General features: G+C 35.8%; 24 protein-coding genes. 19 read left to right on the top strand and 5 right to left on the bottom strand.

What is annotated here, in order from left to right:
• Window positions 1-4: 4 nt before the first annotated feature.
• The 3 genes from ACJJVJ_RS06760 to ACJJVJ_RS06750 are packed head-to-tail and all read left to right on the top strand — an operon-like array spanning window position 5 to window position 2,357.
• Entirely contained in the window at window positions 5-1,045 is a 1,041-nt protein-coding gene (locus tag ACJJVJ_RS06760; RefSeq protein WP_405369644.1) for a quinone-dependent dihydroorotate dehydrogenase, read from the top strand.
• Complete coding sequence (locus ACJJVJ_RS06755) at window positions 1,042-1,725, top strand: hypothetical protein (RefSeq protein WP_405369643.1); 684 nt, start codon at window positions 1,042-1,044, stop codon at window positions 1,723-1,725. Before ACJJVJ_RS06760 ends, ACJJVJ_RS06755 begins: the two co-directional genes overlap by 4 nt.
• Window positions 1,726-1,739: 14 nt before the next feature.
• Window positions 1,740-2,357: a LysE family translocator gene (locus ACJJVJ_RS06750; protein ID WP_405369642.1), complete on the top strand. Its 618-nt coding sequence runs from the start codon at window positions 1,740-1,742 to the stop codon at window positions 2,355-2,357.
• Between the two features lie 45 nt (window positions 2,358-2,402).
• Here the strand turns inward: ACJJVJ_RS06750 and ACJJVJ_RS06745 are convergent, their stop codons facing one another.
• On the bottom strand, window positions 2,403-4,181 hold the full coding sequence (locus ACJJVJ_RS06745) for a glycoside hydrolase family 15 protein (RefSeq protein ID WP_405369641.1): 1,779 nt from the start codon (window positions 4,179-4,181) through the stop codon (window positions 2,403-2,405).
• Window positions 4,182-4,267: 86 nt separating this feature from the next.
• Between ACJJVJ_RS06745 and ACJJVJ_RS06740 the strand changes: the two genes are divergently transcribed.
• From ACJJVJ_RS06740 to ACJJVJ_RS06730, 3 genes are all read left to right on the top strand, one after another.
• Window positions 4,268-6,478 (top strand): bifunctional alpha,alpha-trehalose-phosphate synthase (UDP-forming)/trehalose-phosphatase, encoded by a 2,211-nt coding sequence (locus tag ACJJVJ_RS06740; protein WP_405369640.1) that lies wholly within the window; start codon window positions 4,268-4,270, stop codon window positions 6,476-6,478.
• 247 nt (window positions 6,479-6,725) lie between these two features.
• On the top strand, window positions 6,726-7,589 hold the full coding sequence (locus tag ACJJVJ_RS06735; RefSeq protein ID WP_104516155.1) for a hydroxymethylglutaryl-CoA lyase: 864 nt from the start codon (window positions 6,726-6,728) through the stop codon (window positions 7,587-7,589).
• Between the two features lie 132 nt (window positions 7,590-7,721).
• Window positions 7,722-9,242, top strand: a complete 1,521-nt coding sequence (locus ACJJVJ_RS06730) for a GH3 auxin-responsive promoter family protein (RefSeq protein ID WP_405369639.1) — start codon at window positions 7,722-7,724, stop codon at window positions 9,240-9,242.
• Window positions 9,243-9,276: 34 nt separating this feature from the next.
• On the opposite strand, the gene ACJJVJ_RS06725 is transcribed toward ACJJVJ_RS06730, so the two are convergent.
• A complete protein-coding gene (locus tag ACJJVJ_RS06725; protein ID WP_405369638.1) occupies window positions 9,277-9,867 on the bottom strand; it encodes a hypothetical protein in 591 nt (196 codons plus the stop codon).
• Between the two features lie 150 nt (window positions 9,868-10,017).
• Here ACJJVJ_RS06725 and paaE point away from each other — a divergent pair, with 150 nt between their 5' ends.
• From paaE to paaD, 6 genes are all read left to right on the top strand, one after another.
• Window positions 10,018-11,094, top strand: a complete 1,077-nt coding sequence (gene paaE, locus ACJJVJ_RS06720) for a 1,2-phenylacetyl-CoA epoxidase subunit PaaE (protein WP_042248316.1) — start codon at window positions 10,018-10,020, stop codon at window positions 11,092-11,094.
• Window positions 11,095-11,260: 166 nt separating this feature from the next.
• Complete coding sequence (gene paaA / locus ACJJVJ_RS06715) at window positions 11,261-12,223, top strand: 1,2-phenylacetyl-CoA epoxidase subunit PaaA (RefSeq protein ID WP_405369637.1); 963 nt, start codon at window positions 11,261-11,263, stop codon at window positions 12,221-12,223.
• Window positions 12,224-12,305: 82 nt separating this feature from the next.
• Complete coding sequence (gene paaB, locus ACJJVJ_RS06710) at window positions 12,306-12,590, top strand: 1,2-phenylacetyl-CoA epoxidase subunit PaaB (RefSeq protein WP_036581638.1); 285 nt, start codon at window positions 12,306-12,308, stop codon at window positions 12,588-12,590.
• Between the two features lie 41 nt (window positions 12,591-12,631).
• Window positions 12,632-12,985, top strand: coding sequence for a four helix bundle protein (locus ACJJVJ_RS06705; protein ID WP_348021725.1), 354 nt, complete (start codon window positions 12,632-12,634; stop codon window positions 12,983-12,985).
• Between the two features lie 53 nt (window positions 12,986-13,038).
• The gene (gene paaC / locus ACJJVJ_RS06700) at window positions 13,039-13,839 is read left to right on the top strand and encodes a 1,2-phenylacetyl-CoA epoxidase subunit PaaC (RefSeq protein ID WP_405369636.1); all 801 of its coding nucleotides are present in this window, start codon (window positions 13,039-13,041) and stop codon (window positions 13,837-13,839) included.
• Between the two features lie 24 nt (window positions 13,840-13,863).
• Window positions 13,864-14,361, top strand: coding sequence for a 1,2-phenylacetyl-CoA epoxidase subunit PaaD (gene paaD / locus ACJJVJ_RS06695; protein ID WP_405369635.1), 498 nt, complete (start codon window positions 13,864-13,866; stop codon window positions 14,359-14,361).
• A gap of 33 nt (window positions 14,362-14,394) precedes the next feature.
• Here the strand turns inward: paaD and ACJJVJ_RS06690 are convergent, their stop codons facing one another.
• Window positions 14,395-15,384 (bottom strand): T9SS type A sorting domain-containing protein, encoded by a 990-nt coding sequence (locus tag ACJJVJ_RS06690; protein WP_405369634.1) that lies wholly within the window; start codon window positions 15,382-15,384, stop codon window positions 14,395-14,397.
• Window positions 15,385-15,583: 199 nt separating this feature from the next.
• Here ACJJVJ_RS06690 and ACJJVJ_RS06685 point away from each other — a divergent pair, with 199 nt between their 5' ends.
• The 7 genes from ACJJVJ_RS06685 to ACJJVJ_RS06655 all read left to right on the top strand — a co-directional run bounded on the left by ACJJVJ_RS06685 (window position 15,584) and on the right by ACJJVJ_RS06655 (window position 21,357).
• A complete protein-coding gene (locus ACJJVJ_RS06685) occupies window positions 15,584-16,366 on the top strand; it encodes an enoyl-CoA hydratase-related protein (RefSeq protein ID WP_405369633.1) in 783 nt (260 codons plus the stop codon).
• Window positions 16,367-16,447: 81 nt separating this feature from the next.
• On the top strand, window positions 16,448-16,807 hold the full coding sequence (locus ACJJVJ_RS06680) for a four helix bundle protein (RefSeq protein WP_405369632.1): 360 nt from the start codon (window positions 16,448-16,450) through the stop codon (window positions 16,805-16,807).
• 54 nt (window positions 16,808-16,861) lie between these two features.
• Window positions 16,862-18,055 (top strand): 3-hydroxyacyl-CoA dehydrogenase NAD-binding domain-containing protein, encoded by a 1,194-nt coding sequence (locus ACJJVJ_RS06675; RefSeq protein ID WP_405369631.1) that lies wholly within the window; start codon window positions 16,862-16,864, stop codon window positions 18,053-18,055.
• Window positions 18,055-18,582 (top strand): DUF1697 domain-containing protein, encoded by a 528-nt coding sequence (locus tag ACJJVJ_RS06670; RefSeq protein ID WP_405369630.1) that lies wholly within the window; start codon window positions 18,055-18,057, stop codon window positions 18,580-18,582. The genes ACJJVJ_RS06675 and ACJJVJ_RS06670 overlap by 1 nt, the downstream gene beginning before the upstream one ends.
• A gap of 4 nt (window positions 18,583-18,586) precedes the next feature.
• Window positions 18,587-18,994, top strand: a complete 408-nt coding sequence (locus tag ACJJVJ_RS06665) for a PaaI family thioesterase (protein WP_405369629.1) — start codon at window positions 18,587-18,589, stop codon at window positions 18,992-18,994.
• Window positions 18,994-20,133 (top strand): hypothetical protein, encoded by a 1,140-nt coding sequence (locus ACJJVJ_RS06660; RefSeq protein ID WP_405369628.1) that lies wholly within the window; start codon window positions 18,994-18,996, stop codon window positions 20,131-20,133. Before ACJJVJ_RS06665 ends, ACJJVJ_RS06660 begins: the two co-directional genes overlap by 1 nt.
• A gap of 12 nt (window positions 20,134-20,145) precedes the next feature.
• Window positions 20,146-21,357: an acetyl-CoA C-acyltransferase gene (locus ACJJVJ_RS06655; RefSeq protein WP_405369627.1), complete on the top strand. Its 1,212-nt coding sequence runs from the start codon at window positions 20,146-20,148 to the stop codon at window positions 21,355-21,357.
• 84 nt (window positions 21,358-21,441) lie between these two features.
• Here the strand turns inward: ACJJVJ_RS06655 and ACJJVJ_RS06650 are convergent, their stop codons facing one another.
• Both ACJJVJ_RS06650 and ACJJVJ_RS06645 read right to left on the bottom strand, forming a co-directional pair.
• Window positions 21,442-22,212 carry a hypothetical protein gene (locus tag ACJJVJ_RS06650; RefSeq protein ID WP_405369626.1) on the bottom strand — a complete coding sequence of 257 codons (771 nt, stop codon included), beginning with the start codon at window positions 22,210-22,212 and terminating at the stop codon, window positions 21,442-21,444.
• Between the two features lie 35 nt (window positions 22,213-22,247).
• A complete protein-coding gene (locus ACJJVJ_RS06645; RefSeq protein WP_405369625.1) occupies window positions 22,248-23,048 on the bottom strand; it encodes a hypothetical protein in 801 nt (266 codons plus the stop codon).
• Between the last annotated feature and the right edge of the window lie 31 nt (window positions 23,049-23,079).

The following is a 23,079-nucleotide window of genomic DNA, read 5'->3' as shown; positions in this document are numbered from 1 at the left end:
TCTTATGTATAAATCTTTAGTCCGTCCGTTACTTTTTGCCTTTGATCCAGAGGCTGTTCATCACTTTTCTTTTAGGAGCATTAAATTGTTAAGTAGAATACCTGGTTTTAGCACGCTTTCGCGAAAGCGTTACAAGCAAAATCATCCTGCTTTAAAAAGAGAACTCTTTGGTTTACAGTTTGATAATCCGGTGGGCATGGCTGCAGGATTTGATAAAGATGCCAAAGCTTTTAAAGAATTTTCTAACCTAGGTTTCGGATTTATAGAGATAGGAACGCTGACACCAGTCCCGCAAGAAGGTAATCCTAAGCAACGTCTTTTTAGATTAAAAAAAGATCAGGCGATAGTAAATCGCATGGGGTTCAATAACGGTGGTGTAGATCTAGCGGTGGAACGATTAAAGAAAAATCCAAAATTAGGTCATCCTAATCATGTTTTGATAGGTGGTAACATCGGTAAGAACAAAGTTACACCTAATGACCAGGCAGTAAATGATTACATTATCTGTTTTGAAAAACTATTTGATCATGTAGATTATTTTACCGTAAATGTAAGCTCGCCTAATACACCAGGTCTAAGAGAATTACAAGACCGCAAGCCATTAACGCATATACTTCAAACACTACAAGACTTAAATAATAAAAAGCCTCAAAGGAAACCGATACTTCTCAAAATCGCTCCAGATCTTACTGATGATCAGTTGATGGATATTATAGGAATAGTAGAAGATACTAAGATAGATGGAGTTATTTCTTCTAACACCACCATCTCTAGAGAAGGTTTGCAATCTGAAGATTCACTTATAAATCAAGCCGGCGGACTGAGCGGTGCGCCACTGACTAAAAGAGCAACAGAGGTAATCGCTTTTTTACACGATAGAAGCAACGGCGCATTCCCAATTATAGGAGTAGGCGGTATCATGACTGCACAAGATGCTATTGATAAAATAAATGCTGGTGCCAGTCTGGTACAGTTGTATACAGGTTTTGTTTATGAAGGGCCAGCGTTGATTAGGGAAATTAATAAGGCAATTATTGAATTATGAGAAACTACTATCAATTTTACTTCATTACTATATTTTCGATACTAAATTGCTTTTCTCAAGACAAATCAATACCAATAGAAAATTATTCTATTTATCCATCTGGTGTTGTAATAAATATAGAGAATGATAATTATACTATTGAAGAAATTTACAATCATTTTTTTTCTCAGAAATATCGGCTAAATAATAAGTGGTCTTCTGATTTTGGAACTCGTAAAAATGATGTCTTGATTTCTAAAATTAATAATTCTATTATTATTACTAATCCAGTATTTAACAACAAAATTTTGGTTGATGGAGATAAAGATTTAATTGACAAACTATATAAATATTTTAATAAGCCAAAGAATATTTTTTGTTTTGCAGATTTTGATTTCGGTCCTGTATATGGTTTTAGACTTATTGAAGATGGAATAACCAAACGGTATAGACATAATTTAGGACCTCAAGCAATAACAAAAGAATTTGGTATTCCTCACATTGCAGAATGGGAATGGTGGAATGTTAAGTTTTATACTGAAAATGATGAAGAAGGTGAACTGCTATTTGAAAAAGATGGAAAAGTTTACTCTTATTATCATATGAATAAATACTTATCTAAGGCAGTCATGAAAAACATTTTTGGGTTTACCTATGATGAAGATAAAGCTAAAGAAAGTTACTACTTCATTGTTAAGTAAATCTTGAATAATAAATGATAGAAACCCTAATCTCCTTTGCATTTGCAACATTACTCCTCGCACTAAGTCCAGGACCAGATAATATTTTTGTACTCACACAATCTGTTGCAAGAGGCTCTAAATACGGGATCGCCATCGCTAGTGGTTTAATAACCGGTTGCATTGTTCATACATCCATTGTTGCATTAGGTTTTGCAGTAATTATAAGAGATAATGAGTGGTTGCTGTATTCCATAAAAATTGCTGGAGCTATTTATTTGCTTTATCTCGCTTTTAAAATTTATAAATCAGATGCGAGTATAGAATTTGGCAATTCTAAAGCTTCTTCTCAAAATTTGTGGAAACTCTACAAAGTAGGAATTACTATGAATTTGCTCAATCCCAAAGTGACTTTGTTTTTTCTCGCATTGTTACCGCAATTTGTAATGGCAAACTCTTATCCAGATTGGATTCAAATCTATATGTTAGGTGGCGTTTTTATGTTAGTATCATTACTTACATTTTATACAATAGCGCTATTAGCTGGAAAAGCAGCAAGTTTCATAAAAACTTCCACTTGGTTTGCACCAGCCATGAAATGGACACAAATTGTAGTTTTTATAGGTATTGCTGTTGCTATTTTGATTCCTTAATAAAATAAAATGTTTTTAAACAATTTGCATATTTAGATTTCTTGACTAATTATTCTCCATGGTTTTTGAAAAATTGATAGCAGTTTCTATAAGAGCAAGATGTGAATAAGCCTGCGGGAAATTACCTAGGAGTCTTTTAGTTTCAAAATCAATATCCTCACTAAATAATCCTAAATGATTACTATAAGATAACAACTGATCAAAATACATGCGAGCTTTCTTAGTCTCCCCTATTTTATTAAGACTGTCGATAAACCAAAATGAGCAAATAGTAAAGCTGGAAGAAGGCTCTCCAAAGTCGTCTTGATTCTTATATCTATACATTAATCCATCGCGGCACAATTCTTTTTCTGTTGCTTGGACGGTACTTATAAAACGAGAATCTGTGGCTTTAATAAATCCATACTGTTCCATTAGTAATGTAGATGCATCTAAATCTTTTGAGCCATAAGATTGAGTATAAGCTTGTACTTCTTCACTCCAAGAATTCTGGTAAATGTCTTCATAGATTTCTGATCGTAGTGTTTTCCAGTCTTCTAAAGGTTCTTTACGACCTAATATCACACCTACTTTAATAGCCCTATCCATGGCTACCCAACAAAGTAATTTTGAAAAGGTAAAATGTCTATCTTCAGTACGCAATTCCCATATACCTTTATCTGGTTCTTGCCAGTGTTGTTCTACTATTTTAGTAATTCCTTTAATAATGGTCCATAGTTCTTCACGGTTTTCTAAAGTGGTTTCAAACTCTACAAACTGGCGATAAATAACCTCCATTAAAATCCCATAAATATCATTTTGCTTCTGTATATAAGCAGCGTTACCTATACGCACAGGCTGCGAATTCTTATAACCATCAAGGTGATCTAAGAAACTTTCGGTCAGGTCACGCTCACCATTAATTCCATACATGATTTGAATTTTTTCATCCTTATCTGGTATGGTATTTATAACAAATTGTAAAAATTTACGTGCACTTAATGGGTGACCTAGATCTGCAATTACTTTAATTACCATTGATGCATCACGTATCCAACAAAAACGATAATCCCAGTTTCTTACCTCACCTATAGTTTCTGGCAAACTCGTTGTAGCCGCAGCAAGAACAGCACCGGACTTTTCATATGAAAGCACTTTGAGTGTAAGAGCACTGCGTATAATTTCATTTTGATATATAGGATAACTAGTCGTTTTTTCACTCCAGTCCATCCAGTAGGTTTTAGTACGTTGGAATTTGAGATAGCATCTATCTAGGCTTTGTTGACTCAATTTTTCATGATAACTTACAAGTAAATAAGCGTTACTAGTCAGTGTTATAGTTTGCTGGTTGACAATGTCTTCATAGTTAAGATCACTATATAAAAACAAAGAATCATATTTACCGTCTTTAGTCTGGCTGTGGACATATTCTTCTTCAATTGTGGTAAATACTTTACTAGAAGCATATTCTAGACGTGGATCATATTGAATGGAGAATTGTGGCGTTCCTTTTAAAAGCCTTATAAATCTTATGATATCAGGTGGCGTGTAATAACTACCGTCTTCTTGCTGGTAGCGCGGCATAAAATCAATTACTTGAAAGGCATCGATACCATTATCATAAGTAGTGCTTAGAATATTTGTTTTCCATAGATATTCTTGAGATATACTATAATCATCACGTAATATAAAACTAAGAGATCCACCCTTTTTATCATCTAATAATTTTGCAAATACAGACGCAGAATCAAATATGGGAAGACAGCACCAGTCAATGGATCCTTTTTCAGAAATAAGGGCTGCGCTTTGGCAGTTACCTATAATTCCATAATTTAAATTATTCATAATAATCGTAAATTTTTATTTAGGACAAACAGATTTTTCCGAAATTTAAGAATTAATGAATAATTCAAACCAAAGATTTTATTTTTATGTTAAAAACCTTAATAGTTTCTAATAGATTACCCTTACAATTAAACATTAAGAATGGTAAGGTTTCCTCTTCTCCTAGTGTAGGTGGGCTAGCTACAGGACTTAAATCTGTACATAAAGAGAGTAATGGTTTATGGATAGGGTGGAATGGTCTTATACAGGAAGATGTTGATTCCCAGCTAGTAAATACTGTGGAGAAGGTAGTAAAAGAACAACAATGTGCCTCTGTAACATTATCTAAAGATGACTTCGACGGTTTTTACTATGGATTTAGCAATCATACCATATGGCCCATGTTTCATTATTTTATGGAATACGCAAAATTTAGTAATGATTATTGGGAATCTTACAAAAGGGTAAATGAAAAATTTGCGCAGGTAGTGTTAGAAAATCTTGAAGAAGGTGATACCGTTTGGATACATGATTATCAGCTTATGTTATTGCCTCAACTTATAAAAGAAAAACGTCCTGATGTATCTGTTGGTTTCTTTTTACATATTCCATTTCCTTCGTTTGAAGTTTTTAGAACAATTCCATGGCGTGAGCAGATTTTAAATGGTCTTCTAGGAGCCGATCTTATAGGATTTCATACATATGATTATGAGCGACATTTTTTAAGCTCGGTAAGTAGGATATTGGGGTATCCCACTAGCTTTAACAGTATCACTCTGGCAGATCGTGTGGTGACGGTAGATTCTTTTCCTATGGGTATCGATTATGAAAAGTTCTCGTCTTTCGCGAAAGCGAATCAACAACAAACAGACACAACACAGAGTGAGCTACAACGTAGGTTATACCATCATCAAGAAGAAACTCCAGAGGCTAAAATGATTCTTTCTATCGATCGATTGGATTATACAAAAGGTATAGCAAACCGTATCAAGGCTTATGAGCGTTTTCTAGAGAAATATCCTGAATACATCGAAAAAGTGAGACTAGTTATGCTAGCGGTTCCTAGTCGTTCCAACGTAAAGCAATATAAACGATTGAAAAAAGAAATTGACGAGCTAGTAGGACGTATCAATGGAAAATTTGCCACCGTAAGTTGGACGCCTATCTGGTACTTCTATAGGTCTATGCCATTTACCAACTTAATAGATCTTTATACTTCTTGTGAGGTGGCTCTTATAACACCTATACGCGACGGAATGAACTTAGTTGCTAAAGAATATGTTGCCTGTCGCACTGATCAGACAGGTGTGTTAATTCTAAGTGAAATGGCAGGTGCCGCAAAGGAAATGAATGAGGCATTACTCATCAATCCTAATGATATGGAATTGATTGCAGACACTATTAAGGAAGCTATAGAGATGCCTGTAAGTGAGCAGAAAAAACGTAATAAATATATGCAAAGCCGCCTTAAACGCTATAATGTAGAAAAGTGGGCAGAAGATTTTATGAACAAGCTTAAATCAATTAAAAGGACCGAAGAGTTAGTAAAGACTAAATTATTAAATTCTAATCGCAAGGAAAAATTATTACAACGATATAAAGAATCTAAGAATAGAATCTTCTTTTTAGATTATGATGGGACTTTAAGAGGATTTGTGAATAATCCTAATGAAGCATCCCCTGATGAGAAAATTTTAAATTTAGTACGTAGTTTAAATAATTTGCCACGTACTGAAGTTGTGATCATAAGTGGTCGCGATGCAGATACTTTAGGAGAGTGGTTTAAAGATATTCCGGTAGTTCTTATTGCAGAACATGGGGTTCTTAAGAAAAATGTGGTCGATAACAAATGGTTTCTAACTGAGGCCATGAATACAGATTGGTTTCCTACTATTGAACCTATTCTTCAAAAATATGTGGATCGTACTCCAGGAACATTCATTGAAAAAAAGAAATATTCATTAGCATGGCACTACCGCAAAGCAGATCCCGATTTAGGTGAACAACGAGCAACAGAACTCTCTAATGTTATTAAAGAATTAAGCATTAACCGTGGCTTAAGTGTTCTTTATGGTAACAAAGTCATTGAAGTGAAAAGTATGAATGTTCATAAAGGTAAAGCAGCAACTAATCATATATTAAGTTCAGAAAAGGATTTTGTATTTGCAATAGGAGATGACTGGACGGATGAATTTATGTTCCAGGACCTACCAGAAGATGCTGTTACTGTTAAAGTAGGACGTGTTAATACTGCAGCACGATATTATATAGAAAGACAGGAAGATGTTGCCGATTTGTTGAGTTTGTTTATATCTTAAAAAGGGTTGTTGTAATCAATTAAGTGCCGTTGTGATATTTATGTGATGATTATTATTCATATTTGAATACTGATTTAGAAATCGTAATAAGTTAGACTTGAATTTTATTAAAATATTTTAAAAGTAATTTTCCCCTTAAATTTTACTTTAATCTTAAAGCCTCTTTTTATAAGGGGCTTTTTGACTTTTAAATAAGAAGTAGAAATCATTTCCGCAAACCTTTGCGTAACCTTATATTTGCAGCTCAATGGAAAAGGTAAAAATCATAGAATGTCCGCGTGACGCAATGCAAGGAATTAAAGAAATGATTCCTACAGATTTGAAGGTGCAATACCTTCAGTCCTTATTGCGATGTGGATTTGATACCATAGATTTTGGTAGTTTTGTTTCTCCTAAGGCAATACCGCAACTAGTGGATACGGCTGAGGTTCTTTCAAAACTTGACCTTTCTAAAACAGAATCTAAACTGCTTGCTATTATTGCAAATCTACGTGGTGCAAAAGCGGCATGTGAGCATCCAGAGATTCAATATTTGGGTTACCCATTCTCTATTTCAGAGAATTTCCAGATGCGTAATACCCATAAAACTATTGCACAAAGTGTGGAGTTGTTGCAAGAAGTAATTGATCTCGCTCAAAAGCATAATAAAGAATTAGTAGTTTATATCTCGATGGGATTTGGTAATCCTTATGGAGATCCATGGAATGTGGAGATAGTAGGAGAGTGGACAGAGAAATTATACAAGATGGGCGTTAAGATTTTATCACTTTCTGATACCATAGGTAGTTCAGATCCTGAGACGATTACTTATTTGTTCTCTAACTTGATTCCTAAATATCCTGAAATAGAATTTGGTGCACACTTACATACCACACCTACCACGTGGCATGAAAAAGTAGACGCTGCTTATAAAGCTGGTTGCCGTCGTTTTGATGGTGCGATTCAAGGTTTTGGTGGTTGCCCCATGGCAAAGGATGAACTTACAGGTAATATGCCTACAGAGAAAATGGTAAGTTATTTTAACGCCGTAAAAGCAGATTCAAACGTAAACGCGATGTCCTTTGAAAGCAGTTACAATGAGGCGACAAAAATCTTTACTAAGTATCATTAGGCTATATTTAAACAGTAACATTTCTAGAGTCATTGGGATAGAAATTTAATTTCCTTCATATTTAAAATCTTATCAGAATCTTAACCTAGCACAGGTGTTTAAAGGTCTATTTTTGGAATAAACCACTATTTCATGGCACTTTTAGGTCCTATTATTAAGACAGCATTAAATCTTCACGAGACGATTACCGCGACGTCAGACCATGTGGTTGCGCAACGCAAAGTATTGGAGCATTTATTAAAAACGGCAAAGAGCACTTCTTTCGGCTTGTATTATGACTTTAATAGTGTTTTAGAAGGAGATGATATGGAGCACGCTTTCGCGAAAGCGGTACCGTTTTACGACTATCACAAAATGGACGAGCAATGGTGGTCTCGCATGAAAGAAGGAAAGCCCGATATCGCATGGCCAGGCGTACCGAATTTTCTTGCTAGATCTAGTGGTACTACAGGTAAAAAATCTAAAACAATTCCAGTCACAGATGAGATGATTGCGGCGATAAAAGCTGCAGGAACCAGACAGGTAAGTGCATTGACTAATTTCAATTTGCCCACAGATGTATTTGAGAGTGAAGTCTTGGCTTTAGGTAGTTCTACAGATTTGAGTGAAGAAAATGGTTTTACGATAGGAGAAATTAGTGGAATATCTGCCAGTAATATTCCAGAGTTTTTAGACTCTTTTTACAGACCAGGAAAAGAAATATCTTCCATAGACGATTGGGATGAGCGCGTTCAAAGAATAGCAGAAGAAGCTAAAAATTGGGATATAGGTATGTTAAGCGGTATTCCATCATGGTTAGAAATGATGCTTAGAAAAGTAATGGATTATCACACGGTAGATTCTATTCATGAAATATGGCCTAATCTGTCGGTTTATACTTCTGGTGGTGTAGCATTTGAACCTTATCGCTCGAGTTTTGAGAAGTTGTTTTCAAAGCCTGTACAGATAGTAGATACCTATCTAGCTAGTGAAGGTTTTATAGCCTGTCAACAACGTCCAGAATCTAGTTCTATGCAGTTAATTACCGATGGTGGTATTTATTTTGAATTTGTGCCTTTTCAACCAGAATACGTAGAACAAGATGGTAGCATTTCTGATGATGCGCCAGTTCTAACCATGGCTGAGGTAGAACCAGAGGTTGATTATGCTTTAATCATATCGACAGTATCTGGCGCATGGCGTTACTTAATAGGTGATACAATAAAATTTACAGACGTAGAAAAAGCCGAAATTAAAATAACTGGTAGAACTAAGTTTTTCTTAAACGTAGTAGGTAGTCAGTTATCAGTTCTTAAAATGGAAACCGCGATTACAGAATTGCAAGAAAAATTTAATACCAGCATTAAAGAGTTTACCGTTTCTGCAAAGAAAATTGATGGCAACTTTCAGCATGTATGGTATCTAGGTACAGAAACAGAAACTTCAGAAAAAGAACTTGCTGAGGCTCTAGATCAATCGCTACAAGAAGCTAATAAAAACTATAAAGTAGCAAGAACCAAGGCACTAAAAGGTGTGCAAGTTCATAAAGTACAACCAGAAACGTTTGCACAATGGAACGATCACAACAAGAAAAAAGGCGGTCAGGTAAAAATGGAAAAAGTAATGGACGAAGAGAAGTTTAAAGCCTGGGAAGAGTTTGTAAGTAGTCTTTGAGTATGTTAGCTTATATGAGGAAAAAACTCACCAACTAATTAGGCGCTAGTTCATCTTGACTAGGCTTTTCTCCAGTTTCTCCATAACGATTAATCAATTCTAAAATCTCTTCAGGAGATAGGTAGAATTTACGCATGTGCTTTTTATATTTCTCAGACAGACTCGTGTGATTTAAAATAAATTCTTTAGTCTTTAAAATATATTCACCCATGCCGTGGCGCACGGCATAGTCGTCTGCGGCACGTTCTACTTCTTGAATGTGTGCATGTGAGTATAAGTATTTTAATCCAAAGAAAATCATATCTACAGTAGATCGAGAACGATAATCCATGACATGGCCTAGTTCATGACCCAACCATCCTGTAAGGACATCGCTTGGTATTTCGTTTATAGTGAAGATTTCATTTTCTACTTTAAATTCTTTGCTTATTAAAATAATATAACCGCGATTTTCTTTACTTCTAAAAATACTTTTATAAGTAGGTTGTGCTTGCATGAAATTCTTGCGCACCATATCATTGAACTTAAATTCTATTTCAGTATTCTGTAAAGCAGGATAAAAAGACATCGCTTTTTCGGCTTCTTTTAAAATGGAATTTGGAGCTGTAATATTAGGGTATTGCATATATAGCAATATACGAGAGGTAATGATTTGATGTCGTGAAAATAGCGTTAAAGGTTAATTAACAATACCATAAAATGCATCCTTTAAAAAGGCGCTTGTTTTCCAAACTAACAAGTGTTAGTTTTGTGTAAACTTAACGACCTAATATCTGTGAGCAACTTTCATAACATAACATTATCTCAAGTCTATAAAGAGACAGACGATACTACGGTAATCGCCTTTGACGTTCCACAAGAACTTAAAGAAGAATTTAACTATCGTCCAGGTCAGTTTTTGACCTTACGCGCTATGATAAATGGTGAAGATGTGCGACGCAGTTATTCTTTATGCAGCAGTCCGCTGGATAATGAGTGGAAAGTTGCGGTTAAAGAGATTTTTGAAGGTAAATTTTCAACTTATGTAAATCGTGAGTTAAAGACTGGTGATGTGTTACAGGTATCAGCACCTAGTGGTGATTTTGGAATCGAAGTATCAGAAGAGAATGATGCCAAAAACTATATCGCATTTGCCGCAGGTAGTGGAATTACACCTATGTTGAGTATCATTAAGACACATCTTGCTAGCGAGCCTAATGCAAAATTCAAGTTATTCTACCTTAATAGAACCGTAAAATCAATTATATTTAAAGAAGAGATAGAAGCACTCAAAAACAAGTATTTAAGTCGTTTTGAAGTCTTTTATTTCTTAAGTCGTGAGCACAGAGATATTCCATTGTTTAATGGACGTTTTGACCAAGAAAAATTACAAACGCTTACTAAAACTTTAATAAATGCACCGCATACAGACCATGCTTTTATCTGTGGTCCAGAAGAGATGATTTTCTTAATAAGAGATGAATTAGTCGCTGCAGGAATGAAGAAAGAAAATGTTCATTTTGAACTCTTTGTAAGCGGATTAAGCGATGCAGATAAAGCTCGTGCCGCTGCAGCGTTAGAGAAAAAAGTAGATGGTGTAGATGTGACCATTATAGACGGTAGTAAAGAATTTCATTTTGTACTAGGTGATGATTATGATAACGTCCTAGATGGTGCCATAGGTGCTGGAGCAGATTTGCCATATGCCTGTAAAGGTGGTGTGTGCAGTACATGTAAATGTAAAGTGGTAGAAGGTAGTGTAGCCATGAAAGTGAACTATGCACTGACTGATGAAGAAGTAGAAAAGGGATTTGTGCTTAGTTGTGTAAGTGTACCAACGAGTAAGAAACTTGTTGTAGACTACGACGTCTAGAGTATAAAAAAAAGTATGTTGTTATATCGCTTTCGCGAAAGCGGAACCGCAACAAGTATATAGAAAGAAAAGTAAGTTCGCATCGCATGCGAACATCACGAACGCATGCGATGCGTCCACAACGAAGTATCATAGACGCATGCGATGCGTCAATAACATATAAACCATGAGTGAAGCAGAAATCAAAAATTTAGAAGCGCAATTTGATGCTAAAATTGCGAGAGACGAAAAGATTGAGCCTAAGGACTGGATGCCTGAGAAGTATCGCAAGACGCACATCAGACAAATATCCCAGCATGCCCATTCTGAAATAGTAGGGATGTTACCAGAAGGGAACTGGATTACTCGTGCGCCGTCATTGCGACGCAAAGTAGCGCTACTGGCAAAGGTGCAGGATGAGGCTGGACATGGACTCTATTTATACAGCGCTTGTGAAACTTTAGGTATCACTCGTGAGCAACTTTATGAAGATTTACATTCTGGTAAAGCAAAATATTCTTCGATTTTTAACTACCCTACGATGACTTGGGCAGACATGGGAGCGATAGGCTGGCTAGTGGATGGTGCTGCGATTATCAATCAAGTACCATTGTGTAGTACATCTTTTGGACCTTATGCTCGTGCGATGGTGCGTGTATGTAAGGAAGAAAGTTTTCACCAGCGCCAAGGATATGAAATTATGTTATCCCTATGTAACGGTAGTGAAGAGCAAAAAGAAATGGCACAAGATGCATTGAATCGCTGGTGGTGGCCGTCATTAATGATGTTAGGTCCTACAGATGCGGCAAGTACGCATACAGAGCAATCCATGAAATGGAAGTTGAAGCGTAAGACTAATGATGAATTACGTCAGCAATTTATAGATCAAACAGTACCACAAGCAGAACTTTTAGGACTTACTATTCCAGATCCAGATTTAAAATGGAATGATGAAAAGGGAAGTTATGATTTTGGCGCAATTGATTGGGACGAATTCTGGCAAGTAGTAAAAGGCCACGGACCTATGAATAAAAAACGCCTAGATGATAGACGTAACGCTTGGAACAATGGCGCTTGGGTGCGTGAAGCAGCTACTGCTTATGCAGCAAAACAGAAACTTAAAAAAGAAGAGACTGCGCAAGCGATATAGCTCGCTCGCTAGCAAGGGCGCATTGTATGCGTCCATTTTGAGTGTAGCGCATGCAATGCGCACGAACTAAAAATGAAAATATATGAGTCAAGAAATTCCACTTTGGGAAGTTTTTATAAGATCTAAAAACGGATTAGAACACAGACATTGCGGTAGTTTACATGCCGAAGATGCTGAAATGGCAATGAATAACGCTCGCGACGTTTATACACGCAGGAATGAAGGTGTGAGCATATGGGTAGTAGAATCTAAAAATATAACAGCCAGTAGTCCAGAAGCAAGTGGCGAGTTATTTGAACCGGCAACAGATAAAGTTTACAGACATCCTACTTTTTATGAGTTACCTGAAGAATTAAAACACATGTAATTCTTTAAGCATAAACTTAAGTTTAAGATCAAGTTTAAAATATGGATGGAAAGAAATATGATTTAGAGGATAGATTAATCAAGTTTGCTGTAGATATGGTGAAAGTTTCACGTAAAGCGGACTGGACCGATTATGCTTCTCGTTATTATCAGCAACAAATTATTCGTTCCTCAGGATCTGTAGCATTAAACTTTGGTGAATTCTTAGGGGCAAGTAGTCAAAAAGACAAATTAAATAAGCTCAACATTGCTCATAAAGAGATAAAAGAATGTCGAAACAATCTTTTAATCCAAATAGGAGCCGAATTAAATGATAAAACTGAGCTTGAGAAATTATCACAAGAGTCATTAGAATTAATTAAAATTTTACGAGCAATAATCAAATCTAAGTCATAGAGTTAAATGAGGCTGAGTTAGGCTTTATCTTAAACTTCAACTTAAACTTTTATATGAAACCAATAAAAGAATTAAACCCACAATTCCTTGAATCAACAGAAAATAAGAAACACCTGATCGACTATCTTTTAGGTGTGGCAGATAACTATTTGATTCTTGGTCAGCGTCTAGGAGAGCTTTGTGGTCACGGACCTAATTTAGAGCCAGATATCGCATTGACTAATATCTCCCTAGATATGTTAGGCCAGGTGCGTAGTTATTACCAATATATAGCGCAATTAAGAGGTGATAAGTCTACTGAAGATGATATTGCTTTTTTAAGAAAAGAACGTGAGTATAAGAATGTATTACTGGTAGAGCAGCCTAACACAGATTTTGGTTATGTAATTGTACGTCAGTTTTTCTTTGATGTATATAACAGAATGTTTTTAGGAGCATTACAACAAAGTGCAGACGAGACTTTAAGAGCTTTGGCGTTTAAAGGTATCAAAGAAGCGAGCTATCATGAGCGTTTTTCTGGTGACTGGTTAAAACGTTTAGGTGATGGAACTGAGGAAAGTAAAACACGTGTGCAACAAGCTGTAAACGATCTGTGGATTTATACAGATGAGTTATTTCACACCACCAAGGCAGATGATGCTATGATTGAAGCTGGTGTAGGACCAGATATGTTACAGTTAAAAGAATACTACTATGATAAAGTAGGCGAGTTACTTTCTATAGCAACACTAGAAATTCCGGAAGTAGAATATTTCCAAAAAGGTGGAAAAGAAGGTTTACACAGTGAACACATGGGTTACATTCTAGCCGATATGCAGTATATGCAGCGTGCTTATCCTGATAGTAAGTGGTAATTCAATCGATTTTCGATATTCAATATGATCCAAAATTATAACATATCTCAAGAATTATTAGATGTTTTAGAATCTGTAAAAGACCCTGAAATACCTGTATTAAACGTGGTAGATCTAGGAGTAATCCGAGAAGTTATAGTTGAAGGAAAAGAGATTACTATAAAATTGACACCTACCTATAGTGGCTGTCCAGCGATGGATGTTATAGGCGATGATCTAGAACGAGCATTTGCAGTTTACGGTTACACAACTCACATACAGTTAATTATGAGTCCGCCGTGGACTACAGACTGGATTACCGAGCGTGGTCGTAAAGCGCTAGAAGAATACGGTATCGCCGCTCCACTAGAAGAAACCGCCGATAAAGATGTGCTTCTCAATGAGAAGAAATTAGTGAAATGTACCAATTGCGGCTCAAAAAACACAAAGTTGGTGAGCCAGTTTGGCTCTACCGCTTGTAAGGCTATGTTTCAGTGTGGGGATTGTTTAGAGCCGTTTGATTATTTTAAGTGTTTGAAGTAATCTCGCTTTCGCGAAAGCGGAAACCTAAAACAATTATTTTTTCAACAATTTGATGCTAGCAATTTTGTCTTGGGTAATTACTCTTAAAATGTAAAACCCATTTTTTAGAACATCAAATTCTATGCGACCATCAGTCACTTCTCCTTTCCAAATTTCTTTACCATCTAAGAAATAAAGTTTTACCGCTCCAGTTTCATAATTATTTAAAAAAAGTGTGTTGCCTGTCATAGGTATCGGATAAGCAGAAATTTCTTTTACATCTTCAATGCTCGCTGGTTGATCAGTATATCCATGTGCAAATTCAAATTGCGCAGCAAGAGGAAAAACGAGTTGAAAAGGTGATAATCCGTCTATTAAAAAATAATTAGTAAACGAAGATGGAAATGAGCTTTGATCTACTGTACCCAAAAAATCTCCTGCTGTATTCACCATACTGTCGGGAATATCGGCATTCCACCATCCAGTTTCGTTGGTCATAACTGAAAACATATTCCCATTTTGATCACTTATGTTTATTGTAGCGTTTGAAATAGTGGTATCTGTTCCTTGAGTGTAGGCTCCATCACTGTCATCATCTATATAAACAACTCCTATTCTTTCTGGCGTAGAGATTTGATAATCAGAAGCGCCGTCATCTACTCTGTTACCTTGAAAATCTATTCCGTCAGACAACTCGCTTATTGCAGTACCATTCATGATTCCATTTGCTGTTGCTTGAGTAGAACCTAAAAAAGGAATATTGCCATTATATCGGTCTCCAGATATAGCGATTTTGCCAGTTGCTATTACGGTTGCACCAGGAGCAAGTGTTGAAGGGTTTAACGTTAAGATAGGATTTACTGCGTCAGTATGATTAATGGAAAGGTTATTAATTGTATTACTAGAAATATTTGTTATTGTATAAGTAACGTCTGCATAGCCACCAACTCTACCAAAATTGACATCCATATCAAAATCTAATTCTGGTTGTGCCGTTGAGAATAGAGTACAGAGAACTGCAATAAGTTGGAAAATTGTTTTCATGGTTGTTAGTTTGTATAAAATTAAGGACTTTTAATTATTTATGAATAATTAAAAGTTTCTAATTTTCAAATTACTTGTATAAGTATCACATTCTCGCTTTCGCGAAAGCAGAACTTCTACTAAATTTACAGATAAATTTATAATCCGTAAATATCAATCTGAGCTTGTCTAAGATGGTGTTTTTAATATATTCAATTTCATGTCAGATTCTATCCTAATACAAGTCGATAACGGCGTTGCAACTATAACTTTAAATAGACCACAAGTATTCAATTCTTTCAATCGCGAGATGGCATTTGCCATGCAGGATGCGCTTGACAAATGTGCTTCAAATGATGAGGTGAGAGCGGTGATGATAGTGGGCGAAGGTAAAGCATTTTGTGCAGGACAAGACATTCAAGAAATTACAGATCCTGAGTTAAATCCAGGTTTCAAAGCCATTCTAGACGATCATTATAATCCGATAGTTCTTAAAATTAGAAACCTTGAAAAACCGGTAGTTGCCGCTGTAAATGGTGTTGCCGCTGGTGCAGGAGCAAATATTGCCTTATGTTGCGATGTAGTAATCGCCACAGAAAGTGCTGCTTTTATACAAGCATTTTCTAAAATCGGTTTAATACCAGATAGTGCGGGAACCTTCTTTTTACCTAGATTGATCGGTTTTGGTAAAGCAAGTGCTGCCATGATGCTTGCCGATAAAATCACAGCACCAGAAGCTGACCAGATGGGAATGATCTATAAAGCCGTTCCTGACGCAGATTTTCTAGCTACCGCTCAAAAAACAGCACAAAAGTTAGCCGCATTACCTACAGTAGCGTTAGCAAATACTAAAAAAGCACTGAACCAATCATTCTATAATACAGTAGAAGAACAATTAACTCTTGAGTCTAAACTACAAATAGAAAGTGCTTCTACAGAAGATTATGCCGAAGGTGTGGCTAGTTTTATGGAGAAACGTAAACCTGTTTTTAAGGGGAAATAATTTAGATTAACGATTGGAGATTGTTGAATATCGATCAACGATTGATTGTTGTACATTTAAAGTGAATTAGAAATAATTAAAATGAGTCCAAACCAACTTGAAGATCGATTGATAAAATTTGCTATAGCTGTAATAACCGCTTGTAAGCATCTCGATCAAAGCTTTGCGTCTCAACACTTATCAAAACAATTAATTCGATCAGCAACTTCTGTAGCTTTAAACTATGGAGAAGCAAGATCAGCCGAATCTAATCGTGACTTTTTACATAAAATGAAAATTGCTATAAAGGAGTTAAGAGAAACTTTTGTCAATCTTAAAATCCAAAAAGGCGCAAATACCATTACTAAAATTGAATTACTGGACAGTTTACTAGATGAAAATAATCAACTGATCTCAATTTTTGTAGCAAGTATTAAAACCAGTACAAATAAAAAAAAGTAATAACGATCTAATCGTTAATCAAAAATCGTTAATCTTAATTCGTTAATCAAAGAAATGCAAGTTCAAAAATCTCAAATCAATAAAGTAGGAGTCATAGGAGCAGGAACAATGGGTAGTGGTATCGCTCAAGTAGCTGCCACGGCTGGTTGTCAAGTAAAGTTGTTTGATGTTAATCAGGCCCAACTGGATAAAGCGCAAGCGGCTCTTGAAAAGATAATGAACCGACTTATTGAGAAAGGTAGAATAGATGCTGCTGAGAAAACTCGCATACAATCCAATATCTCTTATGTAAGTACGGTAAAGGATCTAGCCGACTCAGATCTTACCATTGAGGCGATTATAGAGAATTTAGATATTAAGAAAAAGGTATTTCAAGAATTGGAATCTCACGTGTCTGACAGCTGTATTATTGCTTCCAACACTTCTAGTTTAAGTATAGCGAGTATTGCAGCATCACTCGATAAACCAGAGCGCTGTATAGGAATTCACTTCTTTAATCCAGCGCCATTAATGAAACTCGTTGAGGTAATTCCTGCCGTACAAACGGCTCAAAACGTTACAGATACTTGTGTGGCTACTATCGAGAATTGGAAAAAAGTAGTTGCCGTAGCAAAGGATACTCCTGGCTTTATAGTTAATCGTGTGGCGCGTCCATTTTACAGTGAATCGTTACGTATTTATGAAGAAGGAATGGCGAGTTTTGCGACAATAGACTATGCTTTAAAAGGATTAGGCTTTAAAATGGGCCCATTTGAATTGATGGATTATATAGGTCACGATGTGAATTATGTGGTGACAGAAACGGTCTTTGCTGCCTTCTATTTCGATCCACGTTACAAGCCGTCGTTGACTCAAAAGCGATTGATGGAAGCTGGCTGGCTAGGGCGTAAATCTGGTAGAGGTTTTTATGATTATATAAACGTGGAAAGTGAGCACGCTTTCGCGAAAGCGGACCCAATAAAATCTCCTGAACTCATAAAAGAAATTCAAGATCGAGTACTCATAATGCTTATCAATGAGGCGGCAGATGCCTTGTTTTTAAACATCGCAACGGCACAAGGAATAGATAGCGCCATGACCAAAGGTGTGAATTATCCAAAAGGATTGCTCGCCTGGGCAAACGAAAAAGGAATAGAATGGTGTGTAAACGGACTGGACGCCATGTATGATTTATACAGAGAAGATCGATATAGATGCTCGCCAATATTACGTAAAATGAAGGCTGCTGGAACTAAATTCTCACTATAATGAGATATGTAGCACTATTGCGCGGCATTAACGTAGGTGGTAAAAACAAGCTACCTATGGCGTTACTGCGTGATGCTTTAGGAAAGACTTCTTTTTATGGTGTGACTACTTATATACAGTCTGGAAATATCGTTTTTAATAGTGATTTAAAATCGGCGCAATGTGCTGATATTATTAGCGAACTATTGAAGTCAGAATTTGATTTAGCTATTCCTGTTATAGTAAAGAAACAAGAAGAAGTTTCTGAAATCTTAAAAGCAAGCCCTTTTAAAACGAGAACTATAGAGAATTCAAAGTTCATGAGTTTTGGCTTTTTAAATGAAAGTCCTGTTCAAGAGAAAGTAAAGGTTACTGAAGAATTTTCAACTGAATTAGAAACTTTTAAAATAGTAGATAATGTTATTTATTTCTATTGTGGAGTAGGTTTTGGCAAGACTAAAATGACTAACGCTTGGTTTGAAAAGAAACTTGGTGTGACATCAACAATGAGAAATTATAACACGACACTTAAATTGACAGAACTTTAAAAAGATGATAGACGGAAAAAAGATTCCAGCAAAAATGCTCTCACTGGATCCTTACTCAACTTGGTTAGGAATCGAGATTCTTTCTGTAGAAATTGGTTATGTGAAGTTAGGAATGACCATAAGACCAGAGATGCTCAATAGTATGGGGAAAGCACATGGTGGGATTACCTACTCGCTGGCAGATACTGCTTTTGGTTTCTCGTCCAACACGCATGGTAAATTTGCCGTGTCTATAGAAACCAGTATCAACCACATAGAGGCACTGGAAGAAGGCGATTATATCACTGCGGAATGTACCTTAGATAAAACCAAAACCAAAGTAGGTTTTAATATCGTTGAGGTAAAAAAAGGCGATGAACTTGTAGCGCTTTTTAAAGGAGTGGTTTATAGGACTAATAAGCATTGGACATAATGAAAAAGGCTAAAAAGATTACTTATTTATTTGGAGCAGGAGCAAGTTATAATGCTGTTCCTATTTTAAATTCTTTGTCCGAGTCTATGAGATCAGTTGTAGTGTTCTTAAAAACAGAAGTTAGGAAGCCTAACTCGAGAAATAGAAATTTTAAAGAGGCTGATTGGTGGCTAAAAGATTATGCAACCGCTGTAAACTTGTTTTCTGATGATTTATATGAATTAGCACTTAAAAGCGATGAGTATGGAACTATAGATACTTACGCTAAAAAATTAGAGCTTAATAATGAACATCAAGAGCTGAAAAAAATGAAGTTTTTGGTGAGTATTTTCTTCACCATTTGGCAAGGCTATTTTTACAAAAGTCATATTTTAAAACAAGATGAAAGCTCAAGGATAAAGTATTCTGATATTGATATTAGATATAAGAGTTTAGTTTCAAATTACTTATTGAAAACTCAAAACTCTTTTCCTACTCTCGATTCTAATGTGAATTTTGTTAGTTGGAACTACGATCATCAATTAGAGAGTGCTTTTTCTTTGTTTTTTAAGAATAAATTGAACCTAACAGAATTAAATGATCAAATTAAATTTTTGCCAACTAGTGAAAATGTTTATTCGAATAATAAGATTCTTCACTTAAACGGAATCTCAAATTTTTGGATTAATAATAATAAAAAATTAGAAAGAATTTTTCAAGACGATGATGAATTAGAAATCAAAACTATAATTAAACGTATTGCACAATTATATAAGCCATCCAATTTTGGTAAAAGTGCTAGTTTGATTAATTATGCTTGGGATAATAATTTATCTAAATTGAAAGACGCTAAAAGAATTTTTCAAGAAACGGATATTCTTATCATTATTGGATATTCTTTCCCAACCTTCAATAGAGAGATTGATGCACAATTATTAATAGGTAATAATAATAATAATAAATTTGAAAAAATAGTTTACCAAGATCCAAATGCAAGTAAAGAGTTATTATCTGTTTTTGATTTAGATATAGAAGCAACTAGAAATATTTATAAAGAAAAAAAAGAACCGATAATTTTACAAAATACAGACCAATTTCATATTCCTGCAGAATATTTTCCATCTGCAATTAGAGAAAATGATAATACGATAACATTTTAGTTCAAAAAACAAATGAAAAACACATACATAATAGACGGTGTTCGTACACCGATAGGAAATTACAAAGGAACATTATCTACCATAAGACCAGATGACCTTGCTGCGCACGTAATTAAAACCGTAGTAGAAAGAAATCCTAATATCCCAACAGATGCTTATGCAGACGTGATAATGGGTTGTGCAAATCAGGCTGGAGAAGATAACCGTAATGTGGCTCGTATGGCTGGATTACTTGCAGGATTACCATGGTCAGTTCCTGGAGAAACAGTAAACAGATTGTGTAGTTCTGGATTGAGCGCTATTGTTCAAGCTCATAGGGCGATTCAAACGGGCGACGGAGATATTTTTATTTCTGGTGGTGTTGAAAACATGACTCGTGGACCACTAGTTATTGCAAAGCCTAGCAGTGCTTTTGGTACCGACTCAAAGATGTACGATTCTAGTTTTGGATGGCGTTTTGTCAACCATAAAATGGCCGAAATGTATGGTGTAGATGGTATGGGAAATACGGCTGAGAATCTAGTAGAGAAATTTACGATCTCTCGAGAAGATCAAGATGCCTTTGCAGCATGGTCACAGCAAAAAGCAACGGCAGCACAGCAATCAGGAAGACTTGCTAAGGAAATTGTAGCCGTAGAAATACCACAACGTAAAAAAGATCCTATCATCTTTAAAGATGATGAGTTCATTAAGCCAACTACTACAAAGGAAGTTCTAGCAAAACTACGTCCAGCCTTTAAAAAAGAAGGTGGATCTGTAACTGCAGGGAATTCCAGCGGTTTGAATGATGGTGCTGCTGCAACAATTATTGCTAGTGAAGATGCTGTAAAAAAGTATGACCTCAAACCGATAGCAAGAGTAGTAAGTAGTTCTGTGGTAGGAGTAGAGCCTCGCATTATGGGTATAGGTCCTGTTACAGCTAGTAATAAAGCATTAGAAAAAGCAGGTTTAACGCTAGCTGATATGGACGTGATAGAATTGAATGAAGCATTTGCATCACAAGCACTAGCTTGCACCAGAGCTTGGGGACTTGCCGACGATGATTCACGTGTAAATCCTAACGGTGGATCTATAGCTATAGGTCATCCACTAGGTGTTACAGGTGCACGTCTTGCTTACAGTGCAGCCTTAGAATTGCAATTAACCGGTAAGAAATATGCCTTAATCACGATGTGTGTAGGCGTAGGACAAGGATACGCAATGGTGATTGAGAATGTGAGTTAAGATGATTTTCTAACTGTTTGATTTATAAAAAAAGCCCCTAGATTTTTAAAATCTAGGGGGCTTTTTAATTAGTTCTATATTTTATTAATTAAGTCGTTCTAGAAAAATAGAAGATGTATTATCACTTCTCAAATAGACATTACCGTTGTCTTGTGTTCTATTTACATAGACAGTTACTTGATCATTAATGTTAAGATCTACTATTTCTGTAATAGAGAGGCTACTATAGTCTGGAGTAGTATTATTAGGTGAGATCATTTCTTGACTACGGTATATACCACCAGTGTTATTGCCATTTACTCTTATTCTTCCTTCTATCGCAAGTAATCTCTGATTTGAATCGTTAGAAATACCTTCTAGTGATAAATTAACGATTATTTTATACCTGCCAGATTCACCTATAGTTACTGTACTTGCTCCAGGTGTAGAGCTAGGTACTTGATAAACTACAGCATTATCATTGAAATAAGTAGCGCCTGCTATTTGTACATATACACCTCCATTATTCAAATTATGAGAAGAGGTGCCTGAAATTCCGTTGGTAAATTTGGCCATTCCTCCTATAGTACCAAAAATAGGTTGCCATCGGTTATCTTTTAAAAAGTAATATCCAGCGCCGGTGGTTGTGTTAGTATTATAAACTATAGTACCGTCTTGAGAGCCAGACGGTAGTGGAGCCACTGTGTTGAGATCTTGAATGTCTACTTTAGGGAATAATACACCACTTGTACCTGTAGTGTCTTCCATATGTAGTATGGTTCCAGGTGCAGGTGTACTCGTTCCTATAGCTACTTGAGCATGCAGGTAGCTCAATGCAAATAGTGAGAAAGATAAGGTTAGTAATACATTTTTCATTTTGGAGAATGTTTTAAAAGAATCGGTTGTGTAGGTTATCTTAATTTTTCAATTATAAATGCAGATTGATGAGAAGCACGCTGGTATACTGCAGATGTTCCTTCTGCTTTTATACAATTTATGGCTATCGTGTCTCCTTGATGTAATTCAATAACTTCAGTAAAATTTAAGGTACCATCATCATCACCAGTTCCATTCCTATCCATTTCAGTACTTCTATGAGTACCTCCATCATATGTTATAGAATTAGAAGAGTCTGTTATTTTAATTCTCGCAAGAATAGCAGTAGAACCTACAGAAATACTAGAGTCATCTTGTTCTAAACTTATAAAAACTGATATTCTGTATCTGCCATCTTTATTGATTTGCAAACTATTTACACGGTTATCTGTATCAGTAACAGGAATGAACAATGAGTTAGCTTCATTAAAAATAGTATGATCCATTAATTCAGCATCCACGCCACCAGTTGTAATTTCTTTACTCAGGCTCACTTCAGGGACGTTTTCTACCGTCTTTGCGTGTTCAAACTTTGCAGCTCTTTTTTCAAATAATTGATTGGGAGCCCACAAAAAGCCATTCCAGTAAAAGAAGCCTTCTCCAGTAAAAGGATTTGTATTATAAACCATAGTTCCTATTTCAGTACCTAGTGGTAATGGGGCTACAGTATTTAAATCAATGATGTTTACATCGGCAAATTTCACTCCTTTATCACCACTAGAATCATCAATATGTAAGGTCGTTCCTACAGATGGGTTTGTGGTTCCTATTCCTACTTGAGCATTAGAATTTGATAGGGTGAAGAGTATGATTATGAGGGTTATAGAAGCTTTCAATTTGAGGACTGTAAGATTTTGGAATTGCGAA

It is taken from the genome of Nonlabens sp. Asnod2-A12, assembly GCF_045063745.1.
In the GTDB taxonomy this organism is placed as follows: domain Bacteria; phylum Bacteroidota; class Bacteroidia; order Flavobacteriales; family Flavobacteriaceae; genus Nonlabens; species Nonlabens xylanidelens.
The sequence above is the reverse complement of the archived record's forward strand: the minus strand, read 5'-3'. Positions and strand labels throughout refer to the sequence as shown.

What these genes read in the sequence shown, in the direction of transcription:
- ACJJVJ_RS06725 (WP_405369638.1), bottom strand. Translation starts at nt 9,867, where the DNA reads ATGCAATACCCTAATATTACAGCTCCAAATTCCATTTTAAAAGAAGCC.
- paaB (WP_036581638.1), top strand. Translation starts at nt 12,306, where the DNA reads ATGAGTCAAGAAATTCCACTTTGGGAAGTTTTTATAAGATCTAAAAAC.
- ACJJVJ_RS06760 (WP_405369644.1), top strand. Translation starts at nt 5, where the DNA reads ATGTATAAATCTTTAGTCCGTCCGTTACTTTTTGCCTTTGATCCAGAG.
- ACJJVJ_RS06685 (WP_405369633.1), top strand. Translation starts at nt 15,584, where the DNA reads ATGTCAGATTCTATCCTAATACAAGTCGATAACGGCGTTGCAACTATA.
- ACJJVJ_RS06705 (WP_348021725.1), top strand. Translation starts at nt 12,632, where the DNA reads ATGGATGGAAAGAAATATGATTTAGAGGATAGATTAATCAAGTTTGCT.
- paaA (WP_405369637.1), top strand. Translation starts at nt 11,261, where the DNA reads ATGAGTGAAGCAGAAATCAAAAATTTAGAAGCGCAATTTGATGCTAAA.
- ACJJVJ_RS06655 (WP_405369627.1), top strand. Translation starts at nt 20,146, where the DNA reads ATGAAAAACACATACATAATAGACGGTGTTCGTACACCGATAGGAAAT.
- paaC (WP_405369636.1), top strand. Translation starts at nt 13,039, where the DNA reads ATGAAACCAATAAAAGAATTAAACCCACAATTCCTTGAATCAACAGAA.
- ACJJVJ_RS06750 (WP_405369642.1), top strand. Translation starts at nt 1,740, where the DNA reads ATGATAGAAACCCTAATCTCCTTTGCATTTGCAACATTACTCCTCGCA.
- ACJJVJ_RS06670 (WP_405369630.1), top strand. Translation starts at nt 18,055, where the DNA reads ATGAGATATGTAGCACTATTGCGCGGCATTAACGTAGGTGGTAAAAAC.
- ACJJVJ_RS06740 (WP_405369640.1), top strand. Translation starts at nt 4,268, where the DNA reads ATGTTAAAAACCTTAATAGTTTCTAATAGATTACCCTTACAATTAAAC.
- ACJJVJ_RS06730 (WP_405369639.1), top strand. Translation starts at nt 7,722, where the DNA reads ATGGCACTTTTAGGTCCTATTATTAAGACAGCATTAAATCTTCACGAG.
- ACJJVJ_RS06680 (WP_405369632.1), top strand. Translation starts at nt 16,448, where the DNA reads ATGAGTCCAAACCAACTTGAAGATCGATTGATAAAATTTGCTATAGCT.
- ACJJVJ_RS06755 (WP_405369643.1), top strand. Translation starts at nt 1,042, where the DNA reads ATGAGAAACTACTATCAATTTTACTTCATTACTATATTTTCGATACTA.
- ACJJVJ_RS06690 (WP_405369634.1), bottom strand. Translation starts at nt 15,384, where the DNA reads ATGAAAACAATTTTCCAACTTATTGCAGTTCTCTGTACTCTATTCTCA.
- ACJJVJ_RS06660 (WP_405369628.1), top strand. Translation starts at nt 18,994, where the DNA reads ATGAAAAAGGCTAAAAAGATTACTTATTTATTTGGAGCAGGAGCAAGT.
- ACJJVJ_RS06665 (WP_405369629.1), top strand. Translation starts at nt 18,587, where the DNA reads ATGATAGACGGAAAAAAGATTCCAGCAAAAATGCTCTCACTGGATCCT.
- ACJJVJ_RS06735 (WP_104516155.1), top strand. Translation starts at nt 6,726, where the DNA reads ATGGAAAAGGTAAAAATCATAGAATGTCCGCGTGACGCAATGCAAGGA.
- paaD (WP_405369635.1), top strand. Translation starts at nt 13,864, where the DNA reads ATGATCCAAAATTATAACATATCTCAAGAATTATTAGATGTTTTAGAA.
- ACJJVJ_RS06745 (WP_405369641.1), bottom strand. Translation starts at nt 4,181, where the DNA reads ATGAATAATTTAAATTATGGAATTATAGGTAACTGCCAAAGCGCAGCC.
- ACJJVJ_RS06650 (WP_405369626.1), bottom strand. Translation starts at nt 22,212, where the DNA reads ATGAAAAATGTATTACTAACCTTATCTTTCTCACTATTTGCATTGAGC.
- ACJJVJ_RS06675 (WP_405369631.1), top strand. Translation starts at nt 16,862, where the DNA reads ATGCAAGTTCAAAAATCTCAAATCAATAAAGTAGGAGTCATAGGAGCA.